Raw genomic sequence first — 17,982 nt, 5'->3', positions numbered from 1 at the left:
CGTCTGCCGCGCTCACGCCAGCGGCAGCCGGTCCAGCGCGTGCGACAGGCGATCATGCAGGTCGCGCACGTGTTCGGCCTTGGCGTGGGTACGCGTGGTGTCACCAAAGCTGCGCAGATAGGCGCAGGCCGCGAAGCCGGAACTCTTCTTCTCGTATTCGGCAATCCAGGCCAGGCGGTCCGGGTTGTTGGCCTGCTCGGCTGACCACGCGGCCACCGGCGGACGGATGCGGTGCTTCAGGCCGACGCGCCAGGGTTTGGGTGTCAGCCGTGCACGGAAGCAATGCTGCAACCGGCACATGCGCGCGTACAGGGTGTCGGCGCCCAGTGCCTTGAAGAACGCCTGCAGCTGTTCGTCCTCGGGTGGGAACGTGGCGTGCATGGCCAGCACGCGCAGTCCGGCCGGCGTCCGGTAGGCGCGCAGGTGCCAATCCGGATGCTGCTCGCTGAAGGTCGCGACCCGCTGCAGGGCCACACCCTCGGCGCCACCGGCCGCTGCCAGGCGGCGCCTGCGTTGCATCAGCAGCGCGGTATTCACCAGCACCACTGCCGCCACGCCCAGCACCAGTCCCACCAGCCAGTGCCAGAGCAGGGTGCCGATGATGGCGCCGGCAAACAGCAGCACCGCCGCGATGAGGGCGGGCATCACGCAACCTGCCGGGGGCGGCGCGTGGTCGATGTCGGCGAACAGCACGTCCGGGGTGTTCAGGCACAGCGCACCGTAGCTGTTGCGGGTGATGATGACATCGCCGTCGCGCCGCACGATCTGCTCGCGGATCGGAACACCTTCCACACCGTAGTTGCTGCGCACCTCGCGACGCGGCAGTGCCTGCCCGGCAAGGATGGCGTTGAGGGCTTCATTGGCACGACGGTCGGCGTGCCCCTGGGCCTCGGCCGGGCCTTCGTCGGACCAGCCGAAGCGGCGCACGACCACCGGCCGGCCGCGGAAACGGGCCTGCAGGCGGGCTTCGGCCCAGTACGCGGGGACGATCATCATCGTGCGGTGCTCCATCATCCGTGGCAGGTGCCGAAGCGAGTCTGGCACAGCGCCGGAGCGGCCGCATCCGCCTGCTGCGGCGGGTCGGGCAGAGTGGTAGATTGCGCGCTTCGCATGCACTCCACCAAGGACGGAGCGATGTTCATGATCCTGCGCGGCCTGTTGGCCCTGGCCTGTACCGGGGCGGTTGGCATGGCCATGGCGGCGGAGCCGGCCGCGCCGCAGATCCTCACCGAGGATGTCACCCGCTTCTACGCGCTGTACGACACTGCCGGCGGCAAGCCCAGCGTTGCACAGCTGCGTGGATACATGGCCGAGGGCTCGGTGGGCCTGGCGGAGTTGGCCAAGGCGCGGCGGGTCACTCCCGAACGGATTGCCGAAGCCATGGTCGCCCAGCCCGAGCTGTACGCCCAGGGACGAAACTGCCTGGCCGAGCTGCCGATGGTGAAGCAGCGTCTGACGCACGTGTTCGCCAACCTGCGGGCGATCTACCCGCAGTCCCGGTTCCCGCCGGTGACCATCGCGGTGGGCCGTGGCCGGCCGGTCGGGCTGACCTCGAAGAGTGGGGTGATCATCGGCCTGGAAGCGCTGTGTGCGGCGGATTTCATGAATCCCAATGTGCAGGACCGCTTCGTTCACGTGATCGCGCATGAGTACGTGCACATCCAGCAGACCGGGCTGACCGACTTCGAGCCGGGCGATCCGCATGCGACGGTACTGCGCGTGTCGCTGGGTGAGGGCATCGCCGAGTTCATCACCGAACTGATTTCCGGCAACGTGGGCAATGGCCGCCATGCCGCGTGGACACGCGGCCGCGAAGTGCATATCGAAAGCGCGTTCGCACTCGACCTCGACAGCACCGACCTTTCGCCGTGGCTGTACAACTACACGCCCGGTTCGCAGGAGCCCTACGACCTGGGCTACTGGGTCGGTTACCGCATTGCCAAGGCCTATTACCTGCAGGCCAGGGACAAGCGTGACGCGGTGCGTGCGCTGATCCAGCAGGACAACCCGAAGACCATCCTGGCCGCCAGCGGCTGGACGCCGGGCATGTGGATGCCGGCGAAGGTGACCGGCGTGGCGGCGGGTGCGGTTGCGCGCTGAGCCTTGTGCACAGCGCTAGACTGCGGTTCTGGTCATCTGGAGAATCCGCATGCGTGGATCCGTGCTGCTTGCCGGTGCAATCACCGTTGTCATGGCGCTGAGCACGCCACTGGAGGCGGCCGAACAGGCGGCGGTCAATCCGTTGCTGGTCAAGCCTGTTGAACAGCTGCGTCCGGACGAAGTGCGTTTCATGCAGCAGCAACTGGCCGACTGGCCGCAGCTGCAGCGCTATCGCGACGCCAACGCACAGCTGCCTGCGGCGGTGCCCGGTCAACCACGCGTGGTGTTCTTCGGTGATTCGATTACCGAAGGTTGGGGCAGGGAAGGCAGCGCCTCGTTCTTTCCCGGCAGGGGCTGGCTCAACCGTGGCATCAGTGGCCAGACCACGGCGCAGATGCTGCTGCGTTTCCCGCAGGATGTGCTGGCGCTGAAGCCGCAGGTGGTGGTGATCCTGGCCGGTGCCAATGACATTGCCGGCAACACCGGCCCGTCCACGCAGGCGATGATCGAAGACAACCTGCACGCGATGGTGGATCTGGCGCAAGTGCATGGCATCCGCGTGGTGCTGGCTTCGGTGCTGCCGGTCAGCGACTACCCCTGGTTGCCGGGCACGGCACCTGCGCCCAAGGTGCGTGCGTTGAATGCTGCCTTGAAGCGCTATGCCGATGCGAAGCAGCTGGTGTATCTGGACTACCACACGCCGATGGCCAATGCCGCTGGTGGCCTCGACCCGCAGCTGGCCGACGACGGCGTGCACCCCACCGCGAAGGGCTATGAAGTGATGGCGCCGTTGGCCGAGGCGGCGATCAAGCGCGCGCTGGATCAGGCAGACTCGCTAGCAACCACTCACCGAAACTGATCACCAGCGGATCTGCGGCGCTGTCCTCATGCACCAGCCAGCTCCAGCGTGGGCCGCGCACGCGTGCATCATCCAGCGGTTGCAGCAGTCCCTGCTCGCAGGCGCGCGCGGCCAGCAGCTCGCTGACCAGCGCGATGCCCAGCCCCTGGCACGCAGCATCCAGCAGCTGCCCGGGCTCGGAGAAATTCATGCCCTCGCGGCGCTGGCCCACGTCCGCGCCGCCCTGTACCTGCCACTGGCTCCAGTCCATTTCGCGCTCGCCATGCAGGGTCAGGCGCTGCTGCACGGGCGTGGCGAGCAGGGCCGGATGGCAGGCCGGATAGAGGCGGTCCTGCAGCAGCACCCGATGCTGGCACTGCGCCTGTGAGTCGAGGTCATCACGCACCGCCACGTCCAGCGTCTGCGTGGTCATATCGGGTGCTTCCTCGCTGGTCAGCAGCCAGAGGTCGGCGCCGGGATTCAGGCGATGGAACTCCGCCAGGCGCGGCACCAGCCAATGGCGGGCAAAGGCCGGGCTGGTGTTGACGATCAATTGATTGGGTTTGCGGTATTGATCGAGCCGGCGGATGCCGCTGGCCAGCTGGCGCAGCAGGGACTGGGTGGTTTCCAGCAGATCAAGGCCGGCGTCGGTAAGGGTGACGCTGCGACCTTGGCGGAAGAACAACGGTTGCTGCAGGGCGTCTTCCAAGCCGCGGATCTGCTGGCTGATGGCCGATTGGCTCAGGTGCAGTTCCTCGGCGGCGCGATGGAAGCTGCCGAGCCGGGCGGCGGCTTCGAAGCCCCGCAGGGCGTTCAGGGGTGGCCAGTGCTTGAGCATTTCAGATAAGCAGAACTGTTCAGATGATGGCTGAATCTATCGTTTGTTCTTATGGATCGGCAAGCGCAGCATGGCGTCCATCCCACACCGGCCCTGGAGACTGTCATGAGCAACCGTCGTCACTTCCTCACCCAGCTGGCGGGCGCCGCCGGTCTTGGCGGCCTGGCCGCCCTGGGTCTGGCCGGCCTGCCGGGTCGCGTGGCAGCGGCAGGTCCGGGCGCAGGCATCTGGCGCATGCCGGACGAGCACGGCCCGCAGGAGCGGGTGTTCCTGGCCTTCGCCGCGCAGCCGCGGGTATGGGGCGCGCAGGCCGATGCGGTGAACACTGCCGTGGCGCGGCTGGCGCGCACCATCGCCCGCCACCAGCCGGTCAGCGTGCTGTGCCGCCCGGCGCAATTGAAGCAGGCGCAGGATCGCTGCGGCCGCGACAACATCGAGTTCCTCGAGGTGCCGCTGGATGACATCTGGGTGCGCGACTACGGCGGCTGCTTCGTCACCAACGGCCGGGGCGGGTTGGGCCTGGTCGACTTCAACTTCAACGGCTGGGGTGGCAAGCAGAGCGCGCGCAACGATGGCGCGGTGGCACCCTGGCTGGCGCAGGTGACCGGCGCAACGCTGCTGGAAAGTGACCTGGTGGGCGAGGGCGGTGGCATCGAAGTCGATGGCCATGGCACCGCCATCCTCACCGAGAGCTGCTGGGTGAACCGCAACCGCAATCCGGACTGGTCGCGCGCAGATATCGAGGCCGAGCTGAAGCACCACCTCGGCCTGCGCAAGATCATCTGGCTGCCCGGTATCGCCGGCGAGGACATCACCGATGCACACGTGGACTTCTACGCGCGCTTCGTGCGTCCCGGCGTGGTGATCGCCAACCTCGACAACGATCCGGAGTCCTACGACTACGACCTGACCCGCGAGCACCTGCAGATCCTGCGCGGGGCCAGCGATGCCGATGGCCGCCGCTTGCAGGTGCATACGCTGCCGCCGCCGCTGGACGGGCGCGACAACGTGCATACCCGCGACAACGATGACCTGGCGATGGGCTACATCAACTACCTGCCGATCAATGGTGCGGTGGTCGCGCCGCAGTTCGGTGATGATGCCGCCGACGGCTACTGCCGTGCGCTGCTGGAAGACCTGTATCCGGGCCGCGTGATCGAACAGGTGGACATCGATGCGATTGCCGGTGGCGGCGGCGGCATCCATTGCGTGACCAAGAACATGCCGAAGGTGGAGTGACGGGCCTCAGGCGTCGTCGTGCTTCAACGCGGCATCGGCGGCCAGCAGCGCCTCGGCGGCCGCACTCAGTGGCGGCGACGGCGGGGCGACCACACCGATCGCTTCCATCATCTTCGGCATGCCGAGGAACTGGCGCGCGCGGCGGTCGTAGATGCCGGTGACCAGCAGTGCGCGGGTGGCGATCTTCTGTTCGGCGCCGATCAGCACGCGCTGCTCCATGATGCCGCGTGAGCCTACCCAGCCGACCAGCCGGGTTTCCAGGGTGAAGCGCTGGAACGGCTTCAGCTCGCGGCGGAACTGGATGGTGCCGGCGCCGACGATCGGCGCCCATTTCTCGCGCAGTGCCACCCGGCCCAGGCCCATGCGCAGGATCAGGTCCAGTCGGCCCAGGTCGAAGATGTTCCAGTAGCGGCCATTGGTCATGTGCAGGTTGCTGTCCAGGTCGTTGGGCAGCACCCGGAACTGCAGCCGCGAGACCCCGAACGGGGCGTCCAGCTTCGGCCGGAACAGGCTGCACAGCAGCAGGTGGAGCAGGCGGAACCAGAGATTCATGGCTATGACGACTGTTATAGAACGGCCGGTACGCTAATCTATGACGACTGTCTTAGCAAGGAGCCTGCCGTGAGCCCGCGATCCTCTGATGCGCCTCAACGCGTGATTGATGCCGCGGCACAGATGCTGGCGCGCGTGGGCCTCAATGCCACCAGCATCCGCGAGGTGACCAAGCTGGCCGAGGCGCCGCTGGGTTCCACCTATCACCATTTTCCCGGCGGCAAGCAGGAGCTGCTGGCGCGCGCCACCCACATGGCCGGCGACAAGGTGGAAGCGCTGCTGGTGGAGCTGCTGAAGGGCGGCGCGGTGCAGGGCCTGCAGCAGTTCCTGGCGATGTGGCGCGAGCGGCTGCTGCGCTCCGGCTTCCGTGCGGGGTGCCCGGTGCTGGCCGCTGCGGTGGAGGAGCCAGTGGAGGCGATGCACAGCCAGCCCCGCGCGGCCGCCGCGGAGGTGTTCGCGCGCTGGCAGGGCCATCTGGCCTCGGCCTTCGTCGCTGAAGGTCACGATTCAGCCGCTGCGGCCGGTCTGGCCAGCCTGGTGATCGCCAGCGTGGAAGGCGCGGTGGCGATGTGCCGTGCCCTGCAGGACATCGCCCCGTTCGATCAGGTGGCCGCGCAGTTGCTGAAAGCCGCGGCGACGCCTTGATCCGGCTATCCGCGTGCGGGAGACGCGCAGCAGGTCATCGGAAGATCATCAAGTAGCCCCAGCCGAGCACGATGGGCAGGAACGCTGCGACGGCCGACGCGCCCAACCAAAGAAAGTAGCTGCGAGCGGCGGGCGCTCCTTGCCGCTTGAGGGCCCAGGCATGCGTCGTGAGTACCAGCAACGCCTGAACTACAAATGCAACCACGGCGGCAAGCCATGCCACCAGGACGCCGAGGCAGCCATCGCTGAAGCAGCGGCTACCAAACCAGGAACCCCAACCGGCGAGGCCAAGCATTGGAACGAACATCACGAGGGCGGCGGAGCGGGTGAGCTGGGAGACGTGCATGCCGTAGAGCATACTTTTTCTGGCAGAAAGCCATGATCCAGCCGCCGGCGCGCGAGTACAAAGCAGGCGCCAGTCCGGTCCGTGGGTGTTTGACCCGCAGTCCCATCGCGCTAGACTCCGCCCATCACCACCTACGCGTGCCCGGCAAGGATGTCCGCATGCAGTATCAGGTTCCCGACGTTCGTGGCCGCGATGCCTCCCGTCCCCTGGCGGCTGCATGAAGCGCTCGCGCCACTTTTCACGCAGCCCACTGAAATTGCCCGTGAACCGCGGTAGCGAAGTCGTGCGTGCGCGCCGGCACCTGCAGCAGCGTAGTTGGCCACGCCTGCAGATGGCGCTGATCGTCGCCCTGACCGGTGCGGCCGGTTTCCTTGCCTCGTACCTGCTGCGCCTGGCAGGTATCGACGCGATGCTGCTTCGCTACCCGATGGCCGTAGTGCTGGCCTACGGCGTGTTCCTGCTGCTGATGTGGATCTGGATCCGCTGGCGCTGGGACAACGTACTGGATGGCCTGTCGCCGGACATGGGCGGTGGCAGCCCATCCCCTCGTGGAAGTGCCGTGGAATCTCCGTGGAGCGGTGCCGAGGGGCGCTCCGGCGGTGGCGGTGTGTCGGCGTCGTGGAGTGATTCGGCATCGCCGAGCGGCGCGGAGGTGAGTGAGTTGCCACTGGCTGGATTGGCTGAAGACGAAGCGGGCCTGCCTCTGCTGGCCATCCTCGGCATCGTCGCGCTGGTGGCGACCGTCCTGCTGGCGAGCGTGTGGGTGGTGTGGTCGGCGCCGGTGCTGATGGCTGAACTGCTGGTGGACGCCGCCATCGCTGGTGGCCTGTACCGGCGCATGCAGGGCATGCAGGAGCAGGGATGGTGGCGGGTATGCGTGACGCACACGATCTGGCCGCTGCTCGGCCTGCTGCTGTTCTTTGCAGTGCTGGGTTGGCTTGCGCAGGAACTTGTGCCGGGTGCGAGCCATCTGCTGCAGGTCATCCAAGCGCTGTAGCACCACGTTTCCGGCCGATATCCCAACCTGCTTCATTTCTTCCAGGAACTTCATGCGACAGCGCATTGCACGGAAGCGCATCCTGACGACAGCGGTCGTCCTGTTCGTGGCTGTTGGCGCAGCGCTGATGGTCAGTGTGCGCCCGCAGTGGCGGCAGGACAGCGGTCCGCCGCCGATCAACCTCGGTACCGCACAGATGCAGGCCGAGGTGATGGCAGAGCTGATCGACCTGCGACCGACACCGCAAGGAAAGCCGCCGGTACCACCGATTCCAATGAAGGCAGTCTCCTCCCCGATGCTGACCGGTAACAGTGGGTTCGCGACCGCGGAGGTGCCACTGCAAGACGCCGCGCCAGCACACTTCGAGCCGCGCAGCTGGGAGCCCGACATGCCATTCGCTGTGATGGAATGGACCGCACCTTCCTGCGGTGAAGGAGACCCCGCCCCGGTCTGCCAGGTTAGTCACAGCGTCGTCGAGTGGCGCGATGATGACAGTGCGGCATCCTTTCAACTGCAGCAGCATCTGGAGGCGATGTTGCAGGTCGCGAACCGCCGGGCTGTACGCGTACCCGACCTCGCGTTTGGGCTTGCACACGCGCGGGCGCAACGGATGACGTGGGACGAACTTCAGCAACGGCGCGCGCGTGGCATCGAGGGATGTACGGATGGCCTGGGCAATCCCGATCTGGGCGTTGTCTATCTGCAGCGCCCTGTGTTCAGCCTGGACGGTAACTGGGCAATGGCATCGGTCGCCTCGGATCTGTGCAGTGGAGGAACGGCGATGCGCGTCCTCTACCTTCTGCACCGCGGGAAGGGCGGATGGGAGCGTATTCGAGTGGAGCCTGTCCGCTATACGGGCTTTGGACACGGCCTGTGGCCCGCATTGCCGGAGTCGTGATGACAGACTCGCAGCGCTGGACCTGCGGCACGCTGGCTCTGCTGCTGGTGGGAATTGGCGCAGCGTTGCGGTGGTGGGTTGGCAGCACCCTCGGTTACAACCCTTGGCAGGAGCTGCTCGCACCCGGCGACGGCTCGCTCGGTTCGACGCTGCTGAGTACGTCGCCGAAGTGGTTGGCGGCACTGGTGCTGATCGGCTTCGCGCCTTCCATCTGGAAACACAGCGAGCGCCTGCCGGCCTGGTGTATCAGCTGACCCTGGAACGGTGGCGCCGGATCACACCCGGCGCCGCCTGCGGCAATCAGTCAAAGCGCCAGCGCACGCCCGCATAGACGCCACGGCCTTCGCCCGGCGTCGAGCGCGCCACATCCTTGCCCACATCGTCATAGCCCGGCGTGACCGTAGCAGCGTAGTGGCGGTCGCCGATGTTGCGCATCTCCGCCCACGCCTGCCAGCGGCCATTGGGTGCGTCGTAACCGATGCGGCTGCCGAAGATCACATGGCTGTCGGCCCAGTAGCTGTTGGCGTAGTCCACCGCGATACGCGAGGCGTACTCGGTATTGAGCGCGGCGTACAGGCCGGAGGCGTGGTCGAAGCGCAGCTCGGCCTGGTAGCTGTGGCGCGGCAGGCCCGGCAGGCGGTTGCTGCCGAAGCGCGCATCGTGTCGGTACCGGAAATCGCTGAAGGTATACGCCTGGCGCAATGACAGGCGCGCCGGCGCGGCCTGCCACAGCGTGCTGTCCAAGCCGGCCTCGATGCCACGGTGCACGGTCGGACTGGCGTTGTTCTCGGCGATGAACAGGTTTGGCACCGGCTGCAGCTCCACGCTCAGCAGTTCGTGGTTCACGTGTGCGTAGTAGCCGGTCAGTTCCCAGCGGCCCAGCACAGCGTCGCCACGTGCGCCCAGTTCCAGCGTGGTGGCGGTCTGGTTCTGCATCGGCACCGGCGCGCGCTGGCGGCCGGTGGACGGTCCATTGCCTGGCCCGAAGTACTGGTTCGAGCCCCAGATCATCGACCACGGGTGCGGTGCTTCCACCGAACGGCTGAGGTTGCCGAACCACTGCGTCTGCGCGCTGTGCTGCCAGGTGAAGCCCAGTCGAGGCGCATAGTCCCAGTCGTGGTCGCGCAGGCGGCCGCCACTGCTCGGCCAGGTCACCTGCACATCACGGCGGGTGTTGATCAGCGCCAGCCCGGTCTGCAGGCGCAGGCGGTCGTTCAACGTGAGGGTGTTGCTGACGTGCAGGGTGCTGTCAGTGCCGTGGTGGCGGAAGTCGCGCGTGCGCGTGCCAGCGGCGTAGCCGTTGTTGGCAAAGCGCAGCGACTCGCGCACGTCGGCGTCCAGGTCGTGGGTGACGCGCAGGCCTACGGTGGTTTCGCTGTCCAGGCCGAACAGCCGGTGGCGATGGCGATAGTCCAGCGTGGCATTGAGGTTGGCGTAATCCAGCTGCTGGCGGTACAGGCTCTCGTTCAAGTCCATCGGGTACTTGTGATAGACCAGCCCGGCCTGCAGCGAGGAATCCTCATCGATCTGCAGCGTGGTGACATTGCCCACCCACGTGCTGCCCGGCTGCGGGCGGCGCGCATCAATGGCCAGGTTGGCCGGGTTCGCCGCACGCGGGTCGTTGCGGATCTGGTCGCGGGTCAGGCGCCCGGGCGTCTCGTGATTGGTTTCGCGGTAGCGAACGAAGAAGCGGGTCTGCAGGTCGGGCGTGATCTGCCAGCCGATGTTGGCCATCGCGCCCTTGCCGTCGCCACGGGCATGGTACTGGTAACCGTCGAATTCGGTATCGGTGTAGGCCAGGAAGTAGTCGACATCGCCACTGACACCCCCCCAGCTGATCCCGCGCTTCTGGTAGCCACGGCTGCCGGCTTCGTAATGCAGCTGCACGCCCGCCGAATCACGGCCGCTGCGGCTGACGTAGTCGATGGCACCGCCGAGTGCCAGCGCGCCACGCTCGAAACCGTTGGCCCCGCGCAGCACTTCCACGCGCGACAGCCACAGCGGTTCCAGCAGCTCGTAGGGCGTGCCGCCCGGTCCGGTCAACGGCAGGCCATCGATCGACACGGCAATACCCGAGGCGTGCGCGCCCGGGCCGCGGTTGATGCCGGAGCCGCGGATGGAGACCTTGGTGCCTTCATTGCCTGGCGACTGTGCGCTGATGCCCGGCTGGTAGGCCAGCACATCGGCGCTGCTGGACAGTCGGCTGTCGGCCTTGGCCACATCGATGACGTTGCTGGCGCCGGGCACGCGCTTCAACGCCTCGCGTGCCTGGGCGCTGGCATCGGCGGCGGTGACCTGCACCGCATCCAGCGTGGTGGCCTGCGGCGCGGCGTGGGCGGTAGTGGCGAGGCCGAGAGAAACGGCCAGGAACAGTGGCGACGGAGTGGGGCGGTACGACGAGAGCGACATGCGGGACTGCTGTAAACCACGAAAGTGGCGCGCAAGTTAACAGGTCGCGCGCGCCGCGTCACCCATCGGCGGCGTATGGCCGCCCGCGCACTTGTAGAGTCGAGCTTGCTCGACTGCTCTTTCGCACTTGTGGAGTCGAGCCGTGCTCGACTCCGACGCAGAGAAGCAGTCGAGCAAGCTCGACTCTACAATCGGTTTACGGTGAAGGCTTCGCCAGCGCCTGAGCCTTTGCATACAGCCGATCAGACGTCTCCTTCTCACCCAGCGCCGCATGGCACTCGGCCAAGCTGTCCCAGGTATTGGCCGAATCCGGATACAGCTCGGTATTGAGGGTGAACACCTTCAGCGCCTTGCGCGCGCCCAGACTCCCGCGGATGGCATAGCCGCTCGCATTGATCGCACGCTCCCGTTCGTTGCCCGTAATCCGGGTGTCGTCGCGCAACCAGGCCCGCATCGCCTGCGCGGCGCCGGCATCATCATCCAGTGCATAGGCGATCAGTCGCTCCGACAGCACTGCATGCGGAAACTCGGCGGGCGCGGCCACCGCCATCGTGCTCTCCACCAACGTGCTCGACCACACATTGCGCGCGCTGCCATTGGTCAGGTACACGAACACCCAGTAGCCACTGGCCAGCGTGTCCTTGTAGGCCAGCCGCACCCGCACGCGGGTGCCGCCATCGTGGCCGACCTGGGTGTAGTCGTCGCTGTGCGTGGTGTCCCAACCAGTGGAGAAAAAGTTGCTGCCGCCACCGCTCAGTTTCTGCGGCTTCCATAGATTTTCCAGCGTCGCCGTGCGTACCAGCTTTCCGGTCGCCAGCGCCTGCAGGAAGCGGTTCATGTCGCCCACGGTAGTCTGCAGATCGGCATGGCCCCAGCCGTAGTCCGGCCACGGATCTTCGTTGGCGGGCTGCAGCTGGCCCTCCCTGCCGATGTACGGCACCGCCGCGCGCTGCGCCGGTACGCTGGCTGCGCCCCATGAAGTGCTGGTCATCTTCAGCGGCTGCAGGATGCGTTCGCGCGCGATGGCCGGGTAGGGCTTGCGGTAGTGCGCTTCCAGCAGCGCCGTCAGCACCAGGTAGTTGGCCTGGGTGTATTGCACGCGGCTGCCGGTGGCGAACTGCATCGGTGCGGCAGCCGCCACCTTCAGAGCGGCGGCAAGGGTGGGTGCCACGCCGCTGTAGCCCCTGCTGACCCAGCGGTTGTCGACCCGATCGTAGTACTCGGCAATGCCGGAACTGTGGCTGAGAAAATCGCGCACGGGGATCGCCTGCCATGCCGTGGGCAAGTCAGGCACATAGCGGCTGGCGGGTGCATCCAGGTCCACCTTGCCTTGTTCCACCAGCTGCATCACCAACGTGCTGGTCAGCAGCTTGGCCACCGACTGCGAGGCGAAGATGGTATCGACGGTGGCCTGTGCATGCGTGGCAGGATCGCGTTCACCGCTGGCGCCCTGGTAGAGCACCTTCCCGTTGTGCGCGACCAGTACTGCCTGGCCGGCAATACCGTAGCGTTCGCGGTTGGCCTGCAGTTGGGCGTCGAGCCGGGAAGAAAGGCCGGTAGGGACGTCACGCGCCGAGGCGGGCAGGGCGATGGCCAGGGCGCAGAGCAATGCAGCAGCAAGGGTGCGGTACATCGCGGTGATCCGTCAGCGGCGATGGCGCATCTTGGTCACGGCGGGAGATCGGGTCAAGAGCACCGATTCCCGCATCAGGGAGAGCCGGCCAGCGGCCGGCACTACCACACCTGCCAGGGCGGAACGTGCCCGGTAGTGCCGGCCGCTGGCCGGCACCCCTGCGATCAGCCCAGGATTCCCGGCAGATCCAGTCCCTTTTCCTTCGCGCAGTCAATCGCGATCTCATAGCCGGCATCGGCATGGCGCATCACGCCGGTGGCCGGGTCGTTCCACAGCACGCGGCCGATACGCTTGGCCGCCGCATCGGTGCCGTCGCAGACGATCACCATGCCGGCGTGCTGCGAGAAGCCCATGCCGACGCCGCCGCCGTGATGCAGCGACACCCAGGTGGCGCCGCTGGCGGTGTTGAGCAGGGCGTTCAGCAGTGGCCAGTCGGACACTGCATCGGAGCCGTCGGCCATGGCTTCGGTTTCGCGGTTCGGCGATGCCACGCTGCCGCTGTCCAGGTGGTCACGGCCGATCACCACCGGCGCCTTCAGTTCGCCGTTGGCGACCATCTCGTTGAAGGCCAGGCCGAGGCGATCACGGTCGCCCAGGCCGACCCAGCAGATGCGCGCCGGCAGGCCCTGGAACTTGATCTTCTCGGCGGCCATGTCCAGCCAGCGATGCAGGTGCGGGTTGTCCGGAATCAGTTCCTTCACCTTGGCATCGGTCTTGGCGATGTCTTCCGGGTCACCGCTCAATGCCGCCCAGCGGAATGGGCCGATGCCGCGGCAGAACAGCGGACGGATATAAGCCGGCACGAAACCGGGGAAGTCGAACGCGTTCTCCACGCCTTCTTCCAGCGCCATCTGCCGCAGGTTGTTGCCGTAGTCCACGGTCGGCACGCCCAGCGCGTGGAAGCCGAGCATGGCGCGGATGTGGTTGGCCATCGACGCGCGTGCAGCCTTCTCCACTTCCTTGGGAGCGGATACGCGCTTGTCGTCCCATTGCTCGACCGTCCAGCCCTGCGGCAGGTAGCCGTTCACCGGGTCGTGCGCGGAGGTCTGGTCGGTCAGCAGGTCCGGCTTGATGCCACGCGCCAGCAGTTCGGCCAGTACATCGGCCACATTGCCCAACAGGCCCACCGACTTCGGTGTACCGGCCTTGCACGATTCGTCGATCAGGCGCAGCGCTTCGTCCAGGTTGTCGGTCCAGGTATCGAGGTAACCGGTGCGCAGGCGCATGTCGATGCTGCTCTTGCGGCACTCGACAGCCAGGCAGGAGGCGCCGGCCATCACCGCGGCCAGCGGTTGTGCGCCACCCATGCCGCCCAGGCCGCCGGTGAACAGCCACTTGCCGGTCAGGTCGCCACCGAAGTGCTGGCGGCCCATTTCCACGAAGGTCTCGTAGGTACCCTGCACGATGCCCTGCGCGCCGATGTAGATCCAGCTGCCGGCGGTCATCTGGCCGTACATGGCCAAGCCCTTCTTATCCAGCTCGTTGAAGTGGTCCCAGTTGGCCCAGCGCGGCACCAGGTTGGAATTGGCGATCAGCACGCGCGGTGCGTCGGCGTGGGTGCGGAACACGCCCACCGGCTTGCCCGACTGCACCAGCAGGGTCTGGTCGTCGTCCAGGCGCTTGAGCGTTTCGACGATCGCATCGAAGCTCTCCCAATCGCGCGCGGCGCGGCCGATGCCGCCGTACACCACCAGTTCCTGCGGCCGTTCGGCCACGTCCGGGTGCAGGTTGTTCATCAGCATGCGCAGCGGCGCTTCGGTCAGCCAGCTTTTGGCGTTGAGCGTGGTGCCGGTCGGCGCGGCAATGGTGCGGGACGGGTCGTTGCGGGTCATGCGGCGCTCCGGTTCGTAGCGAATTCAAGGCAGGCGTTGAGCACCTGCGCCAGGGTGTGGCGCAGCGGTGCGGCGTGGTCGGGGTCGAGCGGGGTGGGCCAGCTGTGTTCGTCCACCTGGTCGGGCAGCGGCTCGTGCATGTAGCCGCGGCAGGCCAGTTCCATCTGCAGGCTGTGCACGCCGCCGGCGACGTTGCTGTAGTGGCGTGTGATCCAGCCGCCCTTGAAGCGGCCGTTGCGCACCTGGCTCATGCCACTGATCTTCAGCAGGTTCTCCACCACATCGCTCAGCGCGTTGTCGCAGGACGTGTCCGGCGCACCGGAGGGGCCGGCGGTGCCCAGGTTGAACTGCGGCAGTTCGCCGTCGAACAGGTGTGGAATGTGCGAGCGGATCGAGTGTGCGTCGTACACCACCACGGTGCCATGGCGTGCGCGCAGGCGGGTGATCTGCGCGGCCAGCGCATCGTGGTAGGGCAGGAAATAGGTATCGCGGCGGCGCGCGATTTCCGCGTCGTCCGGTTCGCGCCCGGCGTGGTACAGCGGCTGGTTGTCGAAGGTGGTCAGCGGGCACAGCCCGGTGGTGTTCTGGCCCGGGTACAGCGAGACACCGCTGGGATCACGATTGAGATCGATCACCGAGCGCGAGATCGCCGAGCGCACGGTGGTTGCGCCCATGCCACGCACGAAGTCGTACAACTCGTGCACCCACCAGTCGGCATCGCGGCGTGCCAACCACGGCGAGTGGTAGTGGCCGATCAGGTCATGCGGCAGCTCGCTGCCGGTATGCGGGAAGCTGACGATGAGGGGGGCGTCGCCCTCGTGCACGGTCAGCCATTCGGGATGGGCATTCATGCCTGCGGTTCCACGGTCGGCAACAGATCGCTCAGGCCCTGCGCCAGCGCGCCGCTGCGCACCAGGTTCGTGGCGGTCACCATGTCCGGGTGGAAGTAGCGATCTTCTTCCAGCGTCGGCACCTGTGCGCGCAGGGTGGCGCGCACGCTTTCCAGCGCGGTGCTGGAGCGCAGCGGGGCGTGGAAGTCGCAGCCCTGCGCGGCGGCCAGCAGCTCGATGCCGATCACGTTGGCCGCGTTCTCGGCCATCTGCATCAGGCGGCGCGCACCGTGCGCGGCCATCGACACATGGTCTTCCTGGTTGGCCGAAGTCGGGATCGAATCAACACTGGCCGGGTAGGCGCGCTGCTTGTTTTCCGAGACCAGCGCGGCGGCGGTGACCTGCGGAATCATGAAGCCGGAATTCAGCCCCGGGCGCGGGGTCAGGAACGCCGGCAGGCCGGACAGCGCCGGGTCGACCAGCATGGCCAGGCGGCGCTCGCTGATCGAACCGATCTCGCACACCGCCATCGCCAGCATGTCGGCGGCAAAGGCGACCGGCTCGGCGTGGAAGTTGCCACCGGAAAGGGCTTCGCCGGTATCGGTGAACACCAGCGGATTGTCGGACACGCCATTGGCTTCGATTTCCAGCGTGGTCGCGGCCTGGCGCAGGATGTCCAGTGCGGCGCCCATCACCTGCGGCTGGCAGCGCAGGCAGTACGGGTCCTGCACGCGCACGTCGTTGTCACGGTGCGATTCGCGGATGTCCGAGCCCTGCATCAGCGTGCGCAGCGTGGCCGCAGTGGCAATCTGCCCGCGCTGGCCGCGGATGGCGTGGATGCGCGGATCGAACGGCGTATCGGAGCCCTTGGCCGCTTCCACCGACAGCGCACCGGTGACCAGCGCGGCCTGGAACACAGTCTCGATCTCGAACAGGCCGGCCAGCGCATAAGCGGTGGAGAACTGGGTGCCGTTGAGCAGCGCCAGGCCTTCCTTCGCACCCAGTTCGATCGGCTGCAAACCCGCGCGTGCCAGTGCATCGATCGCCGGCAGGCGTTCGTCGCCGATGAAGGCTTCGCCCACGCCCAGCATCACGCTGGCCAGGTGCGAGAGCGGTGCCAGGTCACCCGAAGCACCCACCGAGCCCTGTGCGGGCACCACCGGCAGCACGCCCTTGACCAGCATCGCTTCCAGCAGCAGCAGGGTTTCTTCGCGGATGCCCGAAGCACCCTGCGCCAGGCTGACCAGCTTCAGCGCCATCATCAGGCGCACCACGCGAGCCGGCATTGGTTCGCCGACGCCTGCCGCATGCGAGAGCACGATGTTCCGCTGCAGGGTGGCCAGGTCCTCGCGCTCGATGCGCACGCTGGCCAGCTTGCCGAAGCCGGTGTTGATGCCATAGACCGGCGCGCCCTTGGCGACGATGGCGGCCACGGCCGCGGCACTGGCACGCACCACCGGCAGCGCGGCCGGGTCCAGTGCCAGCGGTGAACCGCGATAGACCTGCCGCCACTGGGCGAGAGTGACGTGGCCGGGGCGAAGAACCAGGGTGTTGCTCATGTGTTGCTCCAGGAGGCAGGCAGGTCGGGCTGTCCGCGCACCACGCGCGCGTGCAGCGGGTTGAATCCAATGCGATAGACCAGGTCGGCGGGGGCGTCGATGTCCCAGATCGCCAGGTCGCAGTCCATGCCCACGGCCAGTCGGCCGATACGGTCGCCATGGCCCAGTGCACGCGCCGCTTCACGGGTGAAGCCGGCGATGCACTCGTCCACGGTCAGGCGGAACAGGGTGGCGCCCATGTTCATCGCCAGCAGCGGGCTGGTCAGGGGCGAGGTGCCCGGGTTGCTGTCGGTGGCCAGCGCCAGCGGCACCCCGGCCGCACGCAGCGCCGCGATCGGCGGCAGGGTGGTATCGCGGGTGAAATAGAAGGCGCCGGGCAGCAGCACTGCGACGGTGCCGGCGGCGGCCATTGCCGCGATGCCGGCGTCATCGAGGTGTTCGATATGGTCGGCCGAGAGTGCACCGAAGCCGGCCGCCAGTTCGGCGCCATGCTGGTTGCTCAGCTGCTCGGCATGGATCTTCACCGCCAGCCCGTGGGCACGTGCCGCCTCGAACACCTGCCGCGCCTGTGCGGGCGAGAAGGCGATGTTCTCGCAGAACACGTCCACCGCTTCGGCCAGGCCTTCGGCGGCGATGGTCGGAATCATCACGTTGCACACCTCGTCGGTGTACTCCTGTGCCTCGCGGCCCGGCGGGATGGCATGTGCGCCGAGGAAGGTGGTCACCACGTTGACCCGGCATTCCTCGCCCAGTGCACGCGCCACCTGCAACTGCTTGCGTTCGTCGGGCAGGGTCAGGCCGTAGCCGGATTTGATCTCGAGCGTGGTCACGCCTTCGGCGCGCATTGCCAGCAGGCGTGGGCGGCTTTCGCGGGCCAGCTGTTCCGGCGTCGCGGCGCGGGTGGCACGCACGGTGGAGACGATGCCGCCGCCGGCACGGGCGATCTCCGCATAGCTGACGCCCTGCAGGCGCTGCTCGAACTCGTTGGCGCGGTTGCCGGCGTAGACCAGATGGGTGTGGCAGTCGATCAGTCCCGGCGAGATCCAGCGGCCTTCGCCGTCGATGCGGGTGGTCGGTTGCAGGTGGGCATCGCTGCCGGCGGTGCCGACATGGACGATGCGCCCGTCGGCGCAGGCCAGCACGCCATCGCGGATGACGCCCAGGCCGTCGCCGTCGAGGGTGATCAGGTGGACGTTGGACCAGAGGGTATCGACGTGCATGGCATCCACAATGCGGCTGTGCTTATATGTCTATACAATATAGGCG

Annotated in this window: 16 protein-coding genes and 1 pseudogene; 7 read left to right on the top strand and 10 right to left on the bottom strand. The window is 67.2% G+C overall.

The annotated features are described in order from the left end of the window. Positions 1–12 precede the first annotated feature (12 nt). On the bottom strand, positions 13–996 hold the full coding sequence (locus tag K5L94_RS14405; protein ID WP_274510728.1) for a hypothetical protein: 984 nt from the start codon (positions 994–996) through the stop codon (positions 13–15). 138 nt (positions 997–1,134) lie between these two features. Here K5L94_RS14405 and K5L94_RS14400 point away from each other — a divergent pair, with 138 nt between their 5' ends. Both K5L94_RS14400 and K5L94_RS14395 read left to right on the top strand, forming a co-directional pair. After that, positions 1,135–2,100: a DUF2268 domain-containing putative Zn-dependent protease gene (locus tag K5L94_RS14400; RefSeq protein WP_274510727.1), complete on the top strand. Its 966-nt coding sequence runs from the start codon at positions 1,135–1,137 to the stop codon at positions 2,098–2,100. A 49-nt stretch (positions 2,101–2,149) separates the two neighbouring features. Next, positions 2,150–2,959 (top strand): SGNH/GDSL hydrolase family protein, encoded by an 810-nt coding sequence (locus K5L94_RS14395; protein WP_274510726.1) that lies wholly within the window; start codon positions 2,150–2,152, stop codon positions 2,957–2,959. Here the strand turns inward: K5L94_RS14395 and K5L94_RS14390 are convergent. Continuing rightward, positions 2,907–3,776: a LysR family transcriptional regulator gene (locus K5L94_RS14390; protein ID WP_164086317.1), complete on the bottom strand. Its 870-nt coding sequence runs from the start codon at positions 3,774–3,776 to the stop codon at positions 2,907–2,909. The two genes, K5L94_RS14395 and K5L94_RS14390, sit on opposite strands and share 53 nt — an antisense overlap. Before the next feature lie 105 nt (positions 3,777–3,881). On the opposite strand from K5L94_RS14390, the gene K5L94_RS14385 reads away from it, so the two are divergent. Beyond that, positions 3,882–5,015: an agmatine deiminase family protein gene (locus tag K5L94_RS14385; RefSeq protein ID WP_274510725.1), complete on the top strand. Its 1,134-nt coding sequence runs from the start codon at positions 3,882–3,884 to the stop codon at positions 5,013–5,015. 6 nt (positions 5,016–5,021) lie between these two features. Here K5L94_RS14385 and K5L94_RS14380 read toward each other — a convergent pair whose 3' ends face one another. Beyond that, a complete protein-coding gene (locus K5L94_RS14380) occupies positions 5,022–5,567 on the bottom strand; it encodes a thioesterase family protein (RefSeq protein WP_274510724.1) in 546 nt (181 codons plus the stop codon). Positions 5,568–5,636: 69 nt separating this feature from the next. On the opposite strand from K5L94_RS14380, the gene K5L94_RS14375 reads away from it, so the two are divergent. After that, a complete protein-coding gene (locus tag K5L94_RS14375) occupies positions 5,637–6,212 on the top strand; it encodes a TetR/AcrR family transcriptional regulator (RefSeq protein WP_274510722.1) in 576 nt (191 codons plus the stop codon). A 34-nt stretch (positions 6,213–6,246) separates the two neighbouring features. On the opposite strand, the gene K5L94_RS14370 is transcribed toward K5L94_RS14375, so the two are convergent. Next, positions 6,247–6,570, bottom strand: a complete 324-nt coding sequence (locus tag K5L94_RS14370; RefSeq protein ID WP_274510721.1) for a hypothetical protein — start codon at positions 6,568–6,570, stop codon at positions 6,247–6,249. A gap of 205 nt (positions 6,571–6,775) precedes the next feature. On the opposite strand from K5L94_RS14370, the gene K5L94_RS14365 reads away from it, so the two are divergent. The 3 genes and pseudogenes from K5L94_RS14365 to K5L94_RS14355 form a co-directional block, all read left to right on the top strand. Then, positions 6,776–7,555, top strand: a complete 780-nt coding sequence (locus K5L94_RS14365; protein WP_180880199.1) for a hypothetical protein — start codon at positions 6,776–6,778, stop codon at positions 7,553–7,555. Positions 7,556–7,607: 52 nt separating this feature from the next. Continuing rightward, positions 7,608–8,453: an energy transducer TonB gene (locus tag K5L94_RS14360; RefSeq protein WP_274510720.1), complete on the top strand. Its 846-nt coding sequence runs from the start codon at positions 7,608–7,610 to the stop codon at positions 8,451–8,453. 2 nt (positions 8,454–8,455) lie between these two features. Continuing rightward, positions 8,456–8,707: pseudogene (locus K5L94_RS14355) on the top strand (hypothetical protein); the annotation flags it as partial. 46 nt (positions 8,708–8,753) lie between these two features. On the opposite strand, the gene K5L94_RS14350 reads toward K5L94_RS14355, so the two are convergent. From K5L94_RS14350 to hutI, 6 genes are all read right to left on the bottom strand, one after another. Continuing rightward, a complete protein-coding gene (locus tag K5L94_RS14350; RefSeq protein ID WP_274510719.1) occupies positions 8,754–10,862 on the bottom strand; it encodes a TonB-dependent receptor family protein in 2,109 nt (702 codons plus the stop codon). Between the two features lie 196 nt (positions 10,863–11,058). Beyond that, a complete protein-coding gene (locus tag K5L94_RS14345) occupies positions 11,059–12,495 on the bottom strand; it encodes a serine hydrolase domain-containing protein (protein ID WP_274510718.1) in 1,437 nt (478 codons plus the stop codon). A gap of 164 nt (positions 12,496–12,659) precedes the next feature. After that, positions 12,660–14,327, bottom strand: a complete 1,668-nt coding sequence (gene hutU / locus K5L94_RS14340) for a urocanate hydratase (RefSeq protein WP_274510717.1) — start codon at positions 14,325–14,327, stop codon at positions 12,660–12,662. Beyond that, a complete protein-coding gene (hutG, locus tag K5L94_RS14335) occupies positions 14,324–15,178 on the bottom strand; it encodes an N-formylglutamate deformylase (RefSeq protein WP_053450187.1) in 855 nt (284 codons plus the stop codon). Before hutG ends, hutU begins: the two co-directional genes overlap by 4 nt. Beyond that, positions 15,175–16,716, bottom strand: a complete 1,542-nt coding sequence (gene hutH, locus K5L94_RS14330) for a histidine ammonia-lyase (protein ID WP_164086310.1) — start codon at positions 16,714–16,716, stop codon at positions 15,175–15,177. Before hutH ends, hutG begins: the two co-directional genes overlap by 4 nt. Then, a complete protein-coding gene (gene hutI / locus K5L94_RS14325) occupies positions 16,713–17,936 on the bottom strand; it encodes an imidazolonepropionase (RefSeq protein ID WP_274510716.1) in 1,224 nt (407 codons plus the stop codon). Before hutI ends, hutH begins: the two co-directional genes overlap by 4 nt. Positions 17,937–17,982: the final 46 nt, after the last annotated feature.

This window comes from Stenotrophomonas forensis, from assembly GCF_028752115.1.
GTDB classification, from domain to species: Bacteria; Pseudomonadota; Gammaproteobacteria; order Xanthomonadales; family Xanthomonadaceae; genus Stenotrophomonas; species Stenotrophomonas forensis.
Note: the sequence above shows the minus strand (reverse complement) of the source record. Positions and strands in the feature narration are given on the sequence as shown.